Source organism: Nocardioides sp. NPDC023903, assembly GCF_040639295.1.
Lineage (GTDB): Bacteria > Actinomycetota > Actinomycetes > Propionibacteriales > Nocardioidaceae > Nocardioides.
The window spans coordinates 99,173-115,350 of record NZ_JBEZZS010000005.1 but is presented as its reverse complement, the minus strand read 5'-3'; the positions used below and the strand labels follow the sequence as shown (position 1 = coordinate 115,350).

The window sequence follows — 16,178 nt, the reverse complement described above, 5'->3', positions numbered from 1 at the left end:
GGGCCATGAGCGCCATCGAAGGAGTCTCCGACACGTTCGACCCGAGCCGCTGGGACGAGGTGAAGGGCTTCGAGGATCTGACCGACCTGACCTATCACCGGGCCAAGGAGCACGGCACCGTACGCATCGCCTTCGACCGCCCCGACGTACTCAACGCCTTCCGCCCGCACACCGTCGACGAGCTCCTCCGGGTGCTGGAGCACGCCCGGATCTCGGCCGACGTCGGCTGCGTCCTGCTCACCGGCAACGGCCCCTCGGTCAAGAACGGCAAGCACTCCTTCTGCACCGGCGGCGACCAGCGCATCCGCGGCAAGGCCGGCTACCAGTACGAGGAGACCGAGGCGTACGCCGCCGGCCGGACCGGCGCGGAGGAGCCCACCCCGATCGACAAGGCCAAGCTCGCCCGGCTGCACATCCTCGAGTGCCAGCGACTGATCCGCTTCATGCCCAAGGTCGTCATCTGCGTCGTCCCCGGCTGGACCGCCGGCGGTGGCCACTCCCTCCACGTGGTGTGCGACCTGACGCTCGCCAGCGCCGAGCACGGGCGTTTCAAGCAGACCGACGCCGACGTCGGCTCCTTCGACGGCGGCTACGGCTCCGCCTACCTCGCCCGCCAGGTCGGCCAGAAGTTCGCCCGCGAGATCTTCTTCCTCGCCGAGGAGTACTCGGCCGAGGACGGCGTACGCATGGGCACCGTCAACCGCGCCGTCCCGCACGCGGAGCTCGAGGACGTCGCGCTCGACTGGGGCCGCAAGATCAACGGCAAGTCGCCCACGGCCCAGCGGATGCTGAAGTACGCCTTCAACCTGCTCGACGACGGACTCGTCGGCCAGCAGATGTTCGCCGGTGAGACCACCCGCCTGGCGTACATGACCGACGAGGCCCAGGAGGGCCGCGATCAGTTCCTGGAGAAGCGCGAGCCCGACTGGTCGCCCTACCCCTGGTACTACTGATCTGGCGCGTCTGACCTGCCGAGACCCGGCAGGTCAGCCACAGAGGGTGCGTTCTGCGGTCAGCGACAACAGGTCTGCCGCGTCGTCGACGGAGAGGTTTCGTCCGACGTGCGCGAGGTAGAAGGCGTCGAAGCTGCCTAGCACCCACAGCAGGTCGAGTGCCTGCTCGACCGTGACGTCATCTCGGAGGTGACCGTCCTCGGCCAGCCGCATGGCCAGGTGCTTCATTCCGTGCTTGCGGTCGGACTCCGTCCTCTCGATGACTTGGCCGACGGCGTCCGGGTCCAGCCGCGCCATGGTGAAGAGCACGCGGTAGACGTCGAGGTCGCCGGCGAACATCCGGCACGCGGCCCTCATGGCTCCGCGGAGGTGTTCGAGCGCGTCGGCGCTCTTCGTCGCCTGCGACAGGTCGGCTAGGCCGGTGCGCTCCCACAGGTCCTCGGCGAAGGCCTCGAACAAGCCGGCACGGGAGCCGAAGACGACATAGATCGTGGATCGCGACACCTTCGCGAGACGTGCCACCTGGTCGATGCTGACCGGCTCGGTCGGTGCCGTTCGCATGCGGTCGGCGACTGCTACCAGGATTCTCTGACGGGTTTCGGCGGCGGACTCGGCGCGCAGTCGCTGCTTGTACTCACGGGTCGGCATGCCGGCATTCTTTCACATTTCAGTTGACACCGTGTCTTCTGTGATACACAGTGTATTCTGAAAGACAAACCGTCCGATGAAAGTGGGTCCTGATGATGGCATCACTCACCGTCGGTCAGGTTCGTCCGGTTGTGGTCGTCGGCGCCGGCCCGGCGGGACTCACGGCCGCCGTCTCGCTGGCCCGGTACGGCATCGAGGTCGTCCTCGTCGAACGGCGCGCGGTGGGCTCGGATCTCCCCCGGGCTACCGTCCTGGGCGTTCGCACCATGGAGATGCTTCGCTCCTGGGGTCTGGCTGACCGCGTTCTGGCCGGTGGCGTCGACGTCGAGATGTCGATGCTGGAGATACCGACAGCGGCGAGGGTCACCGAGGGATTCCGCATCGACATCGGGTATCCCTCACCCCAGCAGAGCGCGATGGTGAGCCCGATGTCGCCGGCCTGCGTACCGCAGGACCATCTGGAGTCGGTCCTTCTCGAGCACCTGGCCGCAATGCCCACCGCGCGCGTCGTGCGCGGCGTCGAGGCCGTCGATGTCCGACACACCCCTGAGCAAGCGGTTCTGACCCTGAGAGAGGTCAGCTCCGGCCAGAGCTTCGAGATGGCTGCCGAGTACGTCATCGCCGCGGATGGCGCCAAGAGCCGAATCCGTACGTCGCTCGGCATCCAGCACACAGGTCTCGACGGCCTCATCGAGGGTGTCATGGCCGAGGTCCATGCTCCGCTTTGGGAGCTGATGGGAGATCACCGGCACGGGGTGTACGCGATCACCGACTCGGAGGGTGCGGGAATCCTCGCGCCAGCCGGACCCGACGACCGTTGGCTCTTCGGCTGCGACCTCGCCCGCGATCTGGTCGACGACACATCCTCGGCTCGCGAGCTGCTGCGGCATCGGCTCGAGCGTGCCTCCGGAGTGCCCGGCCTCCCGATCCGGATCGACCGTTTCGGCTGGTTCACCTCGGCGGCGCAGCTCGCCGACACCTTCAACAGCGGTCGGGTCTACCTGGCCGGCGACGCAGCACACCGTGTCACCCCGCGCGGTGGAACCGGCCTCAACACGGCCATCGCCAGCGGACGCGACCTGGGCTGGAAGCTGGCGTGGGTGCTGCTCGGGTGGGCGCCGCCTGAGTTCCTGTCGACGTACGAGGACGAACGCAGGCCAGCCGCCGCGCACAACGTCACCCGTTCAGCTGACCCAGAGGGCACCCGACGCGATGCGCTCAGCGAACTTCAGGTCGATCTCGGCGGCCGCGTCGGGCACACGTGGGTGGACGTCCCATCGCCCGATCGTGACGCGGGCCGATCGACCATCGACCTGGTCGGACCCGGTCTCACCCTGATCGTCGGGCCTGACGCCGAGGCGTCGCCCGACAATCCGACGCAAGCGGGATCGCCGCCCATCATGACGACGCGACTGCCCCGAGCGGCTGCCTGCGCTATCGGCATCAGCCCCACCGGCGCCGTCCTCGTCCGCCCCGACGGTGTGCCCCTCGCCAGCTGGTGGACCGTCGACTATTCACGCTCCGACGTCCACCGGGCGATCGACACCTTCCTATCTCGAGCTCGGGCCCCAAGGAGTGCAGCATGAACACATTCACGGCCTCCCGCGCCACCGCCAACGCGACACGCACTCGGATTCGCGTCGTTTCGGTCGTGCTGACCGTCACCGCAATCCTCACCGTCCCCGGCGGCCTGCTCTGGCCGGAGACATCCACTGGCAACGAGACCTACGCCTACGGCGACATCGAGCCGATCCGTCAGCTGTGGTGGGGGTTGCTGCTCGGTCTCGGAGCCGTCGCCTCGCTCACCGTGACAGCTCAAGCCGTTGCCACCCTGGTCCTCGTCAGGCACCGTGGCTCGACGTGGGCGACATGGGGTGCAGGCTTGATGTGGGTGGGCATCGCCGTCCAAGCCGTCGGCGCCGGATTCTTGGCCGGCGCGTACTACTTCCCCACGAGCCCCGATGTTCCCCACGCCGACGGCGTCGCCGTGGTCCAAGCAATCGCCGAAGACCAGCTGCACCTGTTCGGCCCGTTGGCGATCGGCGGTCTGATCGTCATGGTCGGCACAGTGCTCCAGGCCGTCGGCCTCCTCCGGTCAGGAACAGTTCCCCGATGGATCCCCGTCGCGACCCTGTTCACTCTCATCACCTTCGTCGTGCCAGGAGACGGCATTGCTGGCCTGATCACCAGCCTCCCGATGGCCGCCGCCGCCATCGGCCTGGCCGTCCACGTCTGGCGGCGGGCCTGAGAACAGAGACATAGGTGCCGACCGGCCTCCGGTGCGTCACACAGGCTGCGTGATGCCGATGACGGGCGCGTGAGGTCACATGGACTGATGAGCTCGATCGAGACCCAGGCCCCTAGACCCCACCACCGCACCCTGGCGGAGCGGGCTTCGGTGGGCCGTGGGGCGCGATCGGAGGTCCCACGGTCGGTCCACGGCGAGTGGCATCCGGCGCCCGACCGGGCCGACCCTGTCGGCCTCCTCGAGGAGCAGGGAAGCAGTCGGATGCAAGAGCTCGTACCGCTCCGCTACGGCCGGATGCTGGTGGACCCGTTCACGTTCTACCGTGGTTCCGCCTACCTGATGGCGGCAGATCTGGCGAGTGCGCCGCGCACGGACCTGACGGTCCAGCTGTGCGGCGACGCGCACCTGTCGAACTTCGGGTCGTTCGCAGCACCGGACCGGCGCCTGGTCTTCGACCTCAACGACTTCGACGAGACCTTGCCCGGCCCCTTCGAGTGGGACGTCAAGCGAATGGTGGCGAGCTTCGCGGTGGCAGGGCGTGATCGAGAGTTCGACGATGCGGAGCGAAGGGCCGTCAACCTGGCCGCCGCATCGTCCTACCGAGAGGCGATGCAGGAACTGGCGCAGATGCGCAAGCTCGACGTGTGGTACGCCCGCTTGGACGTGGACGAGCTGGACGCCCTGCTGAGCTCGCAGTTCACGGCCAAGCAGGTCAAGCGCTTCCGCAAGAACATGGCCAAGGCCCGGTCGACGAACAGCTTGAAGGCCTTCTCCAAGCTCGTGGAGATCGTGGACGGACGTCCGCGCCTGATCAACGATCCTCCGATGATCGCCAGGATCCAGGAGCTGATGCCCGACAAGGAGTTTCATGAGGTCGAGGACATGCTCCATGCCATCCTGCACATCTACCGCCGGACCCTGCAGGGGGACCACCGGCACCTGCTCGAGGGGTTCCGCTTCACCGACGCCGCACGCAAGGTGGTCGGGGTGGGCAGCGTAGGCACCCGCTCCTGGATCGTGCTGCTGGTCGGCAACGACGACCATGATCCGCTGTTCCTCCAGGCCAAGGAGGCCCAGGCATCCGTCTTGGAGCCCTTCCTCGGCAAGAGCGCGTACACCAGCCACGGTCAGCGGGTCGTCGAGGGGCAGCGACTGATGCAGTCCGCGAGCGACGTGATGCTCGGCTGGGTGACGGCGAGCGGGTTCGACGGCGTCGAGCGAGACTTCTTCGTCCGGCAGCTGTGGGACGGCAAGGGTTCGGCGATCGTGGAGGCGATGAATCCCGCTGCCATGACCGGGTACGCCCGGATGTGTGGGTGGACGCTGGCAAGGGCCCACGCACGCTCCGGTGACCCGGTCGCCATCGCGAGCTACCTCGGCGCCGGTGATCGGTTCGATCGGGCCATCTCGACGTTCGCCGAGGCCTACGCCGACCAGAATGAGCGGGACTACGCAGCGCTCCGTCGTGCGGTCGACGAGGGCCGGATCGTGGCTCGGAGTGGCTGAGCCCATCGGGCGAGCTCGGCGGGCAGGACCATCACCCCGCGGCGCGCCCGGATGTCTGGTCCGGTTCGGGCGAGGTATCCGTCGGGCGGCCCGCCGAGGCGAACCGGTTCGCTGCGGGGACCGCGGCGAGGCCGTGGGCCAGGACACTGAGCAGGACCGTGAGGGAGATGACCGCGACGACGTCGGTGCCGACAGCGTGCAGGTCTTCGAGCACGATCAGGGCGAAGATGACCGAGGCCAGGCCGCGAGGACCGAACCAGCCGATGAAGACGACGCTGAAGCGGTCGAACCCGGCGCCGAGCAGCGCTATCGCGACCGGCAGCATGCGGACGACGGTCAGGCTGAGGACCGCGTAGAGCAGCACGGTCCAGCTCCACTGGTCCTGGATGACCGGCACGGCCAGCGCACCGAAGACGAGCCAGCTGATCATCGAGGCGACGTCGCTGGACTGGTCGACGAAGTACACCTCCTTCTCGCCGCTGCTCCCGGCGGTGTTCCCGAAGACCAAGCCGGCCACGAAGGCAGCGACGAACCCGTTCCCATCCACCAAGAGAGACGCGGTGTACGCGAGGAGGGCGAGAGCCAGTACGGCCGGGCCGGCGAGCTCCTCGGAAAGCCAGCCGCGTCTGCTGGCGAGCCTGCTGACGGTGCCGCCCACGCCGCCGATGACGATGCCCGCGACCAGCCCGACCAGCAGCGAGAGAACCGCTCCGCCCGGGCTCTCGACGCCGAGGACTCCCTCCGCCGTCGCGACACCGGCAATGGCCACCAGAACGATCGGCGTCGCGATCCCGTCGTTCAGCCCGCTCTCGACGTTCAGTGCGCGTCGCACCCTCGCCGGCACGTGCGGGTTCGACATGACGGGTGCCCCGAGCGCGGCGTCGGTGGGCGCCAGTGCCGCGCCGACCAGGAGGGCCGCCCACGGGTCGAAGCCGATCACTATCATCGCGGCACCCGCGCCCAGCGCGATCGTCAGCGGCAAGCCGACGCCGAGCAGTCGCACATAGGTGCCCAGATCACGTCGGAACTGGCCGAGCCGGACCCGAGACGCGTCCGCGAAGAGGATCCAGACGAGGGTGACTTCGGCGATGAGCTTGACCAGCTCGGGTTCGACCTCGAGGTCGAACAAGCCGAACACGTCGGCAAATACCCAGCCGCACGCCACGAACACGATGGGGGCGGTGAGCCCGGCGGGCTGAAGCCGGCCGGCGAGAACACACCAGGTGACGATGGCCGCGAGAACGGCGGTGAGTGCCAGGGAATCCATGCGGCGGACCTCCGGGTCGACGCGACGGCTTGGTCAGGCGGTCATTCGTGACGAACGTACGGGCGTGGCCGCCGGGTCTCATCGCACTGTCTGTGTGAACTGGCGGGTGCCCTCGACGACGTGTCGTCAGCCGTCGGCTCTCCCGGGCATACGGCGGTGCTCGCCCCGGATGCGTCGACCGAGCATCCCAGGAGCGGTCGCCAACACCTGGCCCACGAGCGCGGTCGCGAGAAAGCAGAAGGCGGCGACGTAGAGCCAGGTCAGATAGGTGAAGGCGACACCGATGGATCCGTACCGGTCGGCGCTTGCCTCGAGCGCCCCGGGGAGCCATGCCTGGGTGGCGGGGCGGACGGTGATCATCAGGAGAGCGAACAGCAGTGCACCCGGAACCAGCATCCGAGCGCGAACGGCGCCGGCGAGCAGCGCCCAGGGGACGAACGCTGCGACCGCGACGTCCCAGGAGAACGAGACCACCCGTGGCCACAGCTCCCGTGGGGGGATGGAGTCGAGGGGCTCGCCCGCAGCGCGGACGAGGACCAGGGAGAGCGCGAAGACGAGGACGACAGCCAACCACCGCCAGGCTGAGCTCAGCCTGGTCTGCGGTCGCGGCAGTCCCCAGATCGCGGCGAAGGCACGAGCCAGCGCCCGAGACAGGCTGGTGGCCGAGACGAGCACGAAGATGGCCCCGACGATGCCGAACGCTGCACCGCCGCTGTCGACAGCGCCCTCGAGGATCTGCCGGGACTGCTCCGGCAAGTCGATCGCGTCGGCGAACCCGTCGCTGTTCGAGCCCAGGGTGGCGATCAGGATGAGAACCGGGAGTACGGAGGTGAAGAACTGGGCCGCGATGGTCATCGACCGGTCGAACACCTCGACTCGGCCGAGCCCCGCGGCTGCCTGCAGCACGATCCGTCCCGGCCGCCTGTCGAGCAGCCGTCGCAGCCGCCGCTGCAGCCCAGCGGGCAGACGTCCCAAGGAGGCATCGACGCGTGCCCTGGCCAGATCGTCGGCCGGCTTGGCGTCTGGGCCTGGCTGGCTCTCCGCAGACGGAGTCCCGTCGTTCGAGTCCATCTCGGTCTCATTCTGGCGTTCCCTCAGGCTGAAGCTCGGCCGGGACCGCCGGCTCCGGCTCTGTGTCCGGCTTCCCTGAGATCAGTGGCAGAGCCCACCTTCGGCCAGGATCGGCCTCGACCAAGAGGGCTTTGGTGAGCAGGGTGAACGGGACGGCGAGCAGCGCGCCGACCGGTCCGACGACCCAGGTCCAGAACACCAGCGAGAGGAACGTCAACGTGGGCGAGAGACCGACCGAGTCGCCGACCACGCGCGGCTGGATGATGGACTGGATCACGAAGTTGATGACGCTGTAGACGACGATGACGGTGATCATCAGGCCGAGCCCGCTGTCGAGCAGGGCGATGAGGGCCGGCGGGATGACGCCGATGACGAAGCCGACGTTCGGGATGAAGTTGGTGACGAATGCGAGCACCGCCCACACGAAGGCTCCGGGGACGTCCAAGAGGTACAGGGCGACCCCGTCGATGACGGCGACGACCAGCCCGAAGCTGGCCGAGACACCCATGTAGCTGCGGGTGCCACGGGCGAAGTTGTCCAGCGCGGCGACCGGGTCGGGGAAGCGGTCACCCAACGTCTTCAGGCTGCGGCGCGTGGAGTTGGTGTCGAAGGCGATGAAGAGCAGCACCGTGATCAGGAAGAGCAGATCGGTGACCAGGCCGAGCGTGCCGGAGAGCACCGACATGGCGACGTCGATGAGCTGGCCCGGGTCGAACGCCTTCACCACCGCATCGATCTGCTCCTGCTTGACTCCCGCGTCCCGCAAGGTGTTCCCCACGTTCGCGACACCGTCCGCGATCTGGTCGGCGTACTGGGGCACCAGGGCGGCCAACTGGGCGATCGACACCATCAGGGCCATCGCGAAGAGGGAGAGCAACAGGACTGCCGCGACCAGCATGATCAATGAGGTCGCCCACCCGGGAAGCCGTCTCCGTTCCAGCCACAGGCGGATCGGGTGCAACGTGATCGTGATGACCAGCGCCGTGAAGACCGGCCCGACGATGTCGGCGATGGATCTCACCCCGGCCAACGCAATGGTCAGCGCGGCGACACCCAGCAGCAGAGTCCAGGCGAACGATCGGGGCCGAAGCCCGCTCGGGACAGTGGTGGAGGCGGGCTTCATGGGATCTGGTCACCCCTCCCGGGTCGCGCTGAGCCGCACCGGATGCGCCGGCTGGAACGGGTTCATTCCAGTGCTGGTTCCCGGAGTGCGAATCACCTTCATCATGTGAAAAAAATCTGCAGGCCCCGGCGGCTGGAGTCGTGCGACGTGTCACCCGGAGCGGATGAGGCGCCGCGGTCCTCGCTGTTCGTACGCTCGGTCGTGTGACGGAGAGTCGTTCCGCGCGTGCGCGGCCGGCCGCCGGGCTTGATGACGTGCTCCTCGATGTCAAGCTTTCGGCGCCGCAGATGCGTCCCGGCATGGTCAGTCGGGCGCCGATCATCGAGGTGGCCAGGGCCAGTCCGGTGAGAGCGGCTGGGATCACGGCGCCGGCAGGCTACGGAAAGTCGACACTGCTCTGCGAGTGGGCCGCGGCGGAGGACCGTGTCGTCGGGTGGGTCTCGCTCGACCCTCTCGACGACGATCCGGGCATATTGCTCGCGGTCCTGGCCTCGGCGTACGTCAGGATGTTCCCGGCCTGGGCCGGGCTTGTCGCCGATGTCCGCGGTGTGGGTGTCTCTGCTCTGGGCCGTGCCGCGCCGGTCATCGCGTCCGCGTTCCGGAGGAGTCCGGCCCCGTTCGTCCTGATGCTCGACGATCTGCACGATCTGCAGGCCCCCGCGTGTCACGACGTCCTGAGCGTGGTGATCTCCGGCATGCCCGCCGGCTCGCAGCTGGTGACCGCGAGCCGCGCAGAGCAGCCGCATCTGTCCCGCATGCGGGCCTCGGGGGACGCGCTGGAGCTGCTGGCCGCCGACCTCGCCCTGGAACCCGGCGGCGCCGAGCAGATCTTCTCCAGGTCCGAGGTCCCGCTGACCGAGACCCAGGCCGCGCTCGTCATCGAACGGACCGAAGGCTGGCCGGCCGGCGTTCAGCTGGCGGCGATGATCGCCCGCGACGCCCAGCAGGACGACTGGACGGTGTCGGGCAACGACCGGTACGTGGCCGACTACCTGTACCGCGAGTCGTTGAGCCAGCAGGACCAGTCGACCCAGCGCTTCCTGCGCCGGACCGCGGTGCTGGACCGACTGCACGCACCGCTCTGCGACGCGCTGCTCGCGGAGTCGGGCGGCCAGGACCGGTTGCAGGCGCTCGAGGCGTCGAACTCGTTCCTGATCCCGCTGGATCGCAGGCGGGAGTGGTATCGGTACCACTCACTTTTCCGGGAGTTCCTGCTCGGGGAGCTGCGCCGTGTCGAACCCGATGCAGTCATGGGGCTGCACCTGCGCGCCGCCGACTGGTACGAGGCGAACGGGGCGCCGGCGATGGCGCTGGAGCACCTGTTGAACACCAGCGAGCGCGACCGTTGCGTGCAGCTGATCACACAGCTCGTGCAGGTCACCTACAGCGCCGGTCAGCTCTCGACCGTACGAAGATGGCTGGCAGCGCTCGGTGGCGACACCATCTCGGCTCATCCCCCTCTGGCGGTGTTGGCCGGCTGGATCGGGGTGTTGGGCGGTGAGCCCGTGGAAGCCCAGCGCTGGGCCGCTCTGGCGGATGAAGCCGTCTACGATCAGGTGCCTGTGGACGGCACGGCGTCGTTCGAGTCTTTGCGCGCCATGTTGAGAACCTTGATGTGTCCGGCCGGCCCGGAACGGATGATGCGCGACGCCGATGTGGCGATGGCGCAGGAGCCGGCGTGGAGCGCGTGGCGGGACATGGCGCTCACCGGGTCCGCGGAGGCGCATCTCCTTGTTGGAGATGTGGACCGGGCAGCTGCTCTGTTCAGCGAGACGGCCGCCGTCGGGGGCGAGATCGGCAACATCGACACTGTCGTGAACGCGGAGTCGGTGCTGGCACTGTTGGCGATGGAGCGCGGCCAGTGGGGCGAGGCCAGGGATCGCGTCGCCCGGGCAGTCGGCGTCGTCGACGAGTATCGGATGTACGACTACGCGGCCAGCGTGCTGGCGTTCGCGGCGGCTGCACGGCTTGCCCTGCACGACGGCGCGTCGGAGCAGGTGGATCTGCAGCTGACGCGGGGGATGCGGGCACGCCCGTCCTGCACGTACGTCCTGCCCTCCCTCGCCACGCGCAGCCGGCTACAGATGGCCAGGGTCTTCTGGGCTCGTGGCGACCACACGACGGCGCGCCACCTGCTCCGCGAGATCGATGACATCCTCGTTCATGTCCCGGATCTCGGCGTCCTGGTCGACCAGGTCAACGACTTCCGGAAGGTCATCGCTGCGGATGCGAGGGGTGTGACCGGCCGAGGGCCGCCTCTGACACCCGCGGAGCTACGGCTCCTGCCGTACCTGCAGACCCACCTGACCATCGGCGAGATCGGGGAGCGGCTGTACGTCTCACGCAACACCGTGAGCTCGGAGGTCGCCTCGATCTACCGCAAGCTGGGGGTCTCCTCACGCAACGAGGCAGTGAAGCAGGCAACCGTCGTCGGGCTCCTCGGCGGCTAGTGACAACGATCAGCCGGGGTGCTCCTGCTCGAGCGCGTCGGCGTCATATCCGAGCGCCATCGCCAGCCTGGGAGCGGCCGCCACCACGCGCGCCGTACCGATGACCGGAAGGACACCGATCAGCACGTCGACGACCTCAGCAGCGCTCGCGCCGGCATCGACGGCCGCATCCGCGGCGGCCCCGTAGGAGGGGACCTCACCACCGACCGCAACCAGCGCGGCCAGCCGGACCAGGGCCAGGGTCCGGGCATCCAGCATGGGTTCGAGCCACGCGACGTCGGCCGCGTGGGCGGGTGCCTCTGCCCAGTCGGTCTGGTTGATGACCAGGCGGTGGAGTCGATCGACGTAGTGCACTCCGGACCGTCCTTCCGGCTCGATCTGAGTCTGACCGCGACCACCCATGTCCCCACGCCGACGAAGAATGTGAGGCCGCCGGGCCGGGAAAGAGAATCGCGCTGCAGGAGCCCATTCATCCCCACCCGGCCCGGGGCCGCATCACGCAGATCTGGTGAACCCGGCCGGCGGGCTCTGACGTTCACGTCTTCTGTGTGACGACCCCGGTCCGCTCGCCGCGAATGATGGGACCGGTTGCCCGACGCCACGCCGACCCATCGAAGGAGTCACCATGAAGCTCATCCCTGCCATCGTCGCCGCTCTGGCGCTCAGCGCGCCGCTGGCAGCATGTGGTGAAGACGAGCCCGCCGTGTGCAGCTCGGTCAACGAGCTGCAGTCGTCGGTCGACGACGTCAAAGGCATCGACGTCGGCTCCTCCGAGGCTCTCAGTGACCTGCAGAGTGGGCTGAGTGCGGTCGAGGACGACCTGGGCGAGGTCAAGTCGGACGCCTCCGACGAGTTCTCGACGCAGATCGAGGCCGTCGAGGCGAGCTTCGCCGCTCTGACCAGCAGCGTCGAGTCGGCCATGGCGGACGCCTCCGTGGACACGCTGGCCGCGGCTCGCGCTGCACTGTCCACCTTCGGCACCGACATTCAGACCCTCGTGACCGACGTCCAGGAAACCTGCTGACCCGGACCGCGCGGCGTCAACTGGGCGCGGCGCCGGTCACCACTTCAGCTCGATCTCGAGCTCGCGCTCGTCGTCCCCGATCTCGACCTCCAGCTTGAAGTCGACCTCGTCGGGTACGTGCACCTTGAAGCGCAGCCCGCCTCTTTCGAACTCGACCTCGTTGTTGCTGGCGAGCGCGTCGGCCAGGGCATGCAGGCGAGCCGCGGCGTCCTCACGACGGAGCCTCGCCCGTTCGGTGACTTCCATCAGGTCCATCTCGATCTCCTTGCTTCGACGTTGAGGATTGCTGATCTCGGCCGAGCGCGATTCGTGCCAGCCCTACAGATGGCACCATCGCAACCTACCCATCGACGTGGAGACCGGCGTCATACGGAACGCGTGAATCCTGCTCGAGTCCAGCGCGAGCATCAAGCGGAGAAATCACATGGAACGGAGCATGGGAGCCGCGCGCAGGTGCCGACCGTCCTCTACGGCGTCGAGCAGCGCCTCGGCGAGATCGCCGGTCGTCACGTGGCTTCGTGGACCCATCTTGAGGGTTCCGAGCTCGGTGCGACCGGTCCTGTCCCCGGCGCGGACGATCGGGGTTCGCACCATCGTCCAGTCGAGGTCGTCGCATGCCTGCAGCATGAGCCCCAGACGCCGCTGACTTCGCACGTGGCTCGGGCTGCGCAGGCGTACGACCGTGTCGATGAGGATCGCGCCGGCGTTGCGTGGGTCTCCGGGGAAGGGGATGTTGAAGCCTTCCATGAAGACGATCCGGGTGGTTCCCTCGTCGCGCATGGCGGCGAGCACGTTGCGGGCGCCGAGGTCGATCGAATCGCTGTCACCCCACCCGCCGAGGGTCGACACGACGGCTTCACAGCCGGCCACCGTCCGGGCCACGGCTTCCGGGTCCAGTACGTCGCCCACCACGGCATCGACACCTGGAGGAACGTCTCGGTTCGAAGACCTCATCAGGGCCCGGACGTCGTGTCCGCGCTCGGCAGCCAGCGCGAGCGCCGGTGCGCCGACGAATCCGCTGCCACCGAACATCGCGAGCTTCATGACGCCACCCCCGGGGCGAAGGTCGCGAGGAGCTCCTCGAGAGCCCGCTGATCGGGCATGGCGAAGGACGGTGCGTGAGGCGCCTGGCTGATCGTGTCGAACATGGTGTCCGTGTGCGCGAGCACGGGAGGCAGGTGAGTGCTGAAGATGGCCGTCGGCTCAGCTGATCGAAGCGGCTCGATCGTCTCGCGATAGCGAGCCTCGTCGACGTTGGCGACCCACGGACTGTCCATGGTCGCCCAGAGCAGCTGCCCCTCGCGTACGTCCCCGACGTCGCGGGCGTCAGCGCAGGTGGCCAGCTCGGCGGTCGGCACCGGTGAGCCGAAGCAGTCGGAGGTGAAGATCGCGCCTGTGCTCTCGTCGACGAATCCGGTCGTGACCGGGCTGTCGAACAGAGGAGGGCGGAAGGCTCGGATGGTCCGGTCGCCCACCTCGAGCGCCTGGCCCGGGTTGAGCAGGTAGACCCGGTCGAGCGGGACCTCCCACTCGCAGCCGAGGATCCCGACGCCGCCGAAGGTGGTGATCAGGCGCGCGTTCGGAGCCGCGTCGAGCAACGCCCGTACGCCGCCGGTGTGGTCGCGGTCGGGGTGGGTGATCCAGATCCACCGCACATCGGCAGGGTCGATGACCATGGCGAGGTCGTCCAGGAAGTGCTTGTCGGGAGTGCTGAGTCCGGTGTCGACCACGACCGGTTCCTGCGCATGCAGCACGAACGCGTTCACGGGCAGGAATCCCAGCCCTGGAACCATGGCGCAGTCGGCCAGCTGGCTCACGTCGTGTGAGCTCTTGTGAATGTCCATGCTGTTGACGCTAGGCACCGCTCTGACCACGCGATATACCAGCAATCTGGCATTCAGCTGACCCCTCGCGGGGAGTAGTTTCGATCAGGTGAACCAGCGCACCCGTGAGCGGTCGCAGGACAAGATCGAGCGCCTGAGCAGACAGGGGCTCGATCTGGTGGCGCTGTGGCGGGAGTGCCGCGAGCCGATCGCCGACGCGATCCCGCACTACTGGGCGCCGTGCTTCTACACGCTGGATCCCGCTTCGCTGTTGATCACCAGCCACTTCGACGAGCTGCTGCCGGTGCTGCCGGCCGACTTCCTCGACAACGAGTACCGAGCCGACGGCGTCCACAAGCTCAGCGATGTCGCGAAGTCGGACCAAGGCGTCTCGACGCTCTACGAGATCACCGATGGCGACCCGTCGTCGACGGCGCGGTGGAAGGCGAACATGGAGCTCGGCGGCGATCAGGAGATCATCGTCTCGTTGCGGACCCGCGCCGGCGTCGTCTGGGGTTCGCTGGCGCTGTACCGCGAACCTGACCGGCCGATGTTCGGTGCCGACGACAAGGCCTTCCTACGGGCGATAGCTCCCAGCCTCGCGGAGGCGGCGCGCAACGCGCTCCTGCTGGGCGAGGCCTCCGACCCGGACTCGTCCGGCGCTCCGGGCCTGGTCGTGCTGAACTCGTCGCTCGGTATCGACTCGGCCACCGAAGGTGTCGAGCGATGGCTCGCGGATCTTCCTCGCCCCGCCCCGGGGGCCGTGCCGGTTGCGGTCGCCGCGGTCGCGGCGCGAGCGCTGCGCTCGGTCGACTCACCGGGAGAGGCGGGCGAGGTGGCGACCTCGCGCGTCCTCAGCGAGTCGGGCACCTGGATCGTGCTGCACGGCGCTGTGCTCGCGACGCGACCGGATCCACAGGTGGCCGTCATCGTCGAGCCCGCTCATCCCGCGCGCATCGCGACGCTCCTGATGTCGGCGTACGGGATGACGGACCGCGAGAAGGAGCTCACCCAGCTCGTGCTGAAGGGCCTCTCGACGGTCGAGATCGCCCAAGCGCTGTTCATCTCGCCGCACACCGTTCAGCAGCACCTCAAGCACGTGTTCGAGAAGACAGGCGTACGCAGCCGCCGCGACCTGGTCGCCAAGGTGTTCTTCAGCCACTACGAGGGCCGGCTGCGCGACAACGAGCAGCGCGCCGCCACCCAGCTCCCGCTGCGCGGCGGTCCGATGCCGGGACCGAACGCTTGATCCGAGTCGCTCAGCGGGGCAGCGCGGCGAGGTCGCTCAGTTCGCGCTGGTAGGCGCTGTAGGTATCGCGCAGGTCCGCAGCCGGCCAGTCCGTCGGGCGGAGCTCGACGGGGAGGAGCGGGTCTTCGCTGAGGTGGCGCACGATCGCGGCGGCCGTCGCTAGACGGAGCGCGGGCTGGGGTGTGGACGACAGGAGCTCGAGCAGACGCTCACCTTCGCGCGCCCAGCCGGCGAGATCCCACAACGAGGCGGCGAGCTCGCGCGGATCCTGCTCGGGGGTTGCCGTGAAGTCCTGAAGGACCGGATCCGAGAAGCGCGGACGCTGGAGGTTGGCCGGTCGGGTCCAGACCCCTTCGCGAAGCTCGGCGAGTCGGTGCGCCTTCAGTGCATCGCGCAGCACGGCGCGTTCGGGGCCGGGACGGCCGGCGGTCACGACGACGGCCATCTCCCAAGAGCTGTCCCACGGCTTGTCCGCCGTGTGCACCGCTTCGTCCTGATGAGCCTGCCGCTGGACGAGCCGCTCGCCGAGTCGGTAGCCGGCCTCGGTCCTGCGCAGGTCGCCGTCGCTGACGGCGCGGGTGGCCGCGACCCGCACGGTCGCCGGTGCGATGCCGAAGAACTGGCCGGCGCGGGCGAGGTCGGCGGGGGTCAACGGGTTCGGGTGCGCGCCGAGCATCAGGCTCAGGATGGTGGAGCGGGCGGAGAGCGGAGCCAGTTCATCGCGCGCGGTAGCCACACGGACATCCTCTCATGCAACATTTCTCGACACGGTTGTTGCTGATTATGTAACATCATGATTGATGGCCTCCACCAGCA

The 16,178-nt window shown here is 68.3% G+C and carries 16 protein-coding genes; 7 read left to right on the top strand and 9 right to left on the bottom strand.

What is annotated here, in order from left to right; genetic code table 11:
• The first annotated feature begins 5 nt into the window (after window positions 1–5).
• On the top strand, window positions 6–953 hold the full coding sequence (locus AB0F44_RS08290; protein ID WP_357354399.1) for a 1,4-dihydroxy-2-naphthoyl-CoA synthase: 948 nt from the start codon (window positions 6–8) through the stop codon (window positions 951–953).
• A gap of 33 nt (window positions 954–986) precedes the next feature.
• Here the strand turns inward: AB0F44_RS08290 and AB0F44_RS08285 are convergent, their stop codons facing one another.
• Window positions 987–1,601 (bottom strand): TetR/AcrR family transcriptional regulator, encoded by a 615-nt coding sequence (locus AB0F44_RS08285; RefSeq protein ID WP_357354397.1) that lies wholly within the window; start codon window positions 1,599–1,601, stop codon window positions 987–989.
• 95 nt (window positions 1,602–1,696) lie between these two features.
• Here AB0F44_RS08285 and AB0F44_RS08280 point away from each other — a divergent pair, with 95 nt between their 5' ends.
• From AB0F44_RS08280 to AB0F44_RS08270, 3 genes are all read left to right on the top strand, one after another.
• Window positions 1,697–3,187, top strand: coding sequence for an FAD-dependent monooxygenase (locus AB0F44_RS08280; RefSeq protein ID WP_357354395.1), 1,491 nt, complete (start codon window positions 1,697–1,699; stop codon window positions 3,185–3,187).
• On the top strand, window positions 3,184–3,849 hold the full coding sequence (locus AB0F44_RS08275; RefSeq protein ID WP_357354393.1) for a DUF4386 family protein: 666 nt from the start codon (window positions 3,184–3,186) through the stop codon (window positions 3,847–3,849). The genes AB0F44_RS08280 and AB0F44_RS08275 overlap by 4 nt, the downstream gene beginning before the upstream one ends.
• 87 nt (window positions 3,850–3,936) lie before the next feature.
• Window positions 3,937–5,355, top strand: a complete 1,419-nt coding sequence (locus AB0F44_RS08270; RefSeq protein ID WP_357354391.1) for a DUF2252 domain-containing protein — start codon at window positions 3,937–3,939, stop codon at window positions 5,353–5,355.
• Between the two features lie 31 nt (window positions 5,356–5,386).
• Here AB0F44_RS08270 and AB0F44_RS08265 read toward each other — a convergent pair whose 3' ends face one another.
• From AB0F44_RS08265 to AB0F44_RS08255, 3 genes are all read right to left on the bottom strand, one after another.
• Entirely contained in the window at window positions 5,387–6,622 is a 1,236-nt protein-coding gene (locus tag AB0F44_RS08265) for a cation:proton antiporter (protein ID WP_357354389.1), read from the bottom strand.
• Window positions 6,623–6,748: 126 nt separating this feature from the next.
• The gene (locus AB0F44_RS08260) at window positions 6,749–7,693 is read right to left on the bottom strand and encodes a YhjD/YihY/BrkB family envelope integrity protein (protein WP_357354387.1); all 945 of its coding nucleotides are present in this window, start codon (window positions 7,691–7,693) and stop codon (window positions 6,749–6,751) included.
• A gap of 7 nt (window positions 7,694–7,700) precedes the next feature.
• Complete coding sequence (locus tag AB0F44_RS08255; RefSeq protein WP_357354385.1) at window positions 7,701–8,816, bottom strand: AI-2E family transporter; 1,116 nt, start codon at window positions 8,814–8,816, stop codon at window positions 7,701–7,703.
• Window positions 8,817–9,019: 203 nt separating this feature from the next.
• Here AB0F44_RS08255 and AB0F44_RS08250 point away from each other — a divergent pair, with 203 nt between their 5' ends.
• Window positions 9,020–11,266, top strand: coding sequence for a LuxR C-terminal-related transcriptional regulator (locus AB0F44_RS08250; RefSeq protein ID WP_357354383.1), 2,247 nt, complete (start codon window positions 9,020–9,022; stop codon window positions 11,264–11,266).
• 9 nt (window positions 11,267–11,275) lie between these two features.
• On the opposite strand, the gene AB0F44_RS08245 is transcribed toward AB0F44_RS08250, so the two are convergent.
• Window positions 11,276–11,620 (bottom strand): carboxymuconolactone decarboxylase family protein, encoded by a 345-nt coding sequence (locus AB0F44_RS08245; protein WP_357354381.1) that lies wholly within the window; start codon window positions 11,618–11,620, stop codon window positions 11,276–11,278.
• 271 nt (window positions 11,621–11,891) lie between these two features.
• On the opposite strand from AB0F44_RS08245, the gene AB0F44_RS08240 reads away from it, so the two are divergent.
• Window positions 11,892–12,290: a hypothetical protein gene (locus AB0F44_RS08240; protein WP_357354380.1), complete on the top strand. Its 399-nt coding sequence runs from the start codon at window positions 11,892–11,894 to the stop codon at window positions 12,288–12,290.
• A gap of 36 nt (window positions 12,291–12,326) precedes the next feature.
• Here the strand turns inward: AB0F44_RS08240 and AB0F44_RS08235 are convergent, their stop codons facing one another.
• The 3 genes from AB0F44_RS08235 to AB0F44_RS08225 form a co-directional block, all read right to left on the bottom strand.
• The gene (locus AB0F44_RS08235) at window positions 12,327–12,545 is read right to left on the bottom strand and encodes an amphi-Trp domain-containing protein (RefSeq protein WP_350660127.1); all 219 of its coding nucleotides are present in this window, start codon (window positions 12,543–12,545) and stop codon (window positions 12,327–12,329) included.
• A gap of 165 nt (window positions 12,546–12,710) precedes the next feature.
• Window positions 12,711–13,334: an NAD(P)H-binding protein gene (locus AB0F44_RS08230; protein WP_357354378.1), complete on the bottom strand. Its 624-nt coding sequence runs from the start codon at window positions 13,332–13,334 to the stop codon at window positions 12,711–12,713.
• Complete coding sequence (locus AB0F44_RS08225; RefSeq protein ID WP_357354376.1) at window positions 13,331–14,134, bottom strand: MBL fold metallo-hydrolase; 804 nt, start codon at window positions 14,132–14,134, stop codon at window positions 13,331–13,333. Before AB0F44_RS08225 ends, AB0F44_RS08230 begins: the two co-directional genes overlap by 4 nt.
• Window positions 14,135–14,222: 88 nt before the next feature.
• Here AB0F44_RS08225 and AB0F44_RS08220 point away from each other — a divergent pair, with 88 nt between their 5' ends.
• The gene (locus AB0F44_RS08220) at window positions 14,223–15,362 is read left to right on the top strand and encodes a LuxR C-terminal-related transcriptional regulator (RefSeq protein ID WP_357354374.1); all 1,140 of its coding nucleotides are present in this window, start codon (window positions 14,223–14,225) and stop codon (window positions 15,360–15,362) included.
• 10 nt (window positions 15,363–15,372) lie between these two features.
• Here AB0F44_RS08220 and AB0F44_RS08215 read toward each other — a convergent pair whose 3' ends face one another.
• Complete coding sequence (locus tag AB0F44_RS08215) at window positions 15,373–16,098, bottom strand: PaaX domain-containing protein, C- domain protein (protein WP_357354372.1); 726 nt, start codon at window positions 16,096–16,098, stop codon at window positions 15,373–15,375.
• Between the last annotated feature and the right edge of the window lie 80 nt (window positions 16,099–16,178).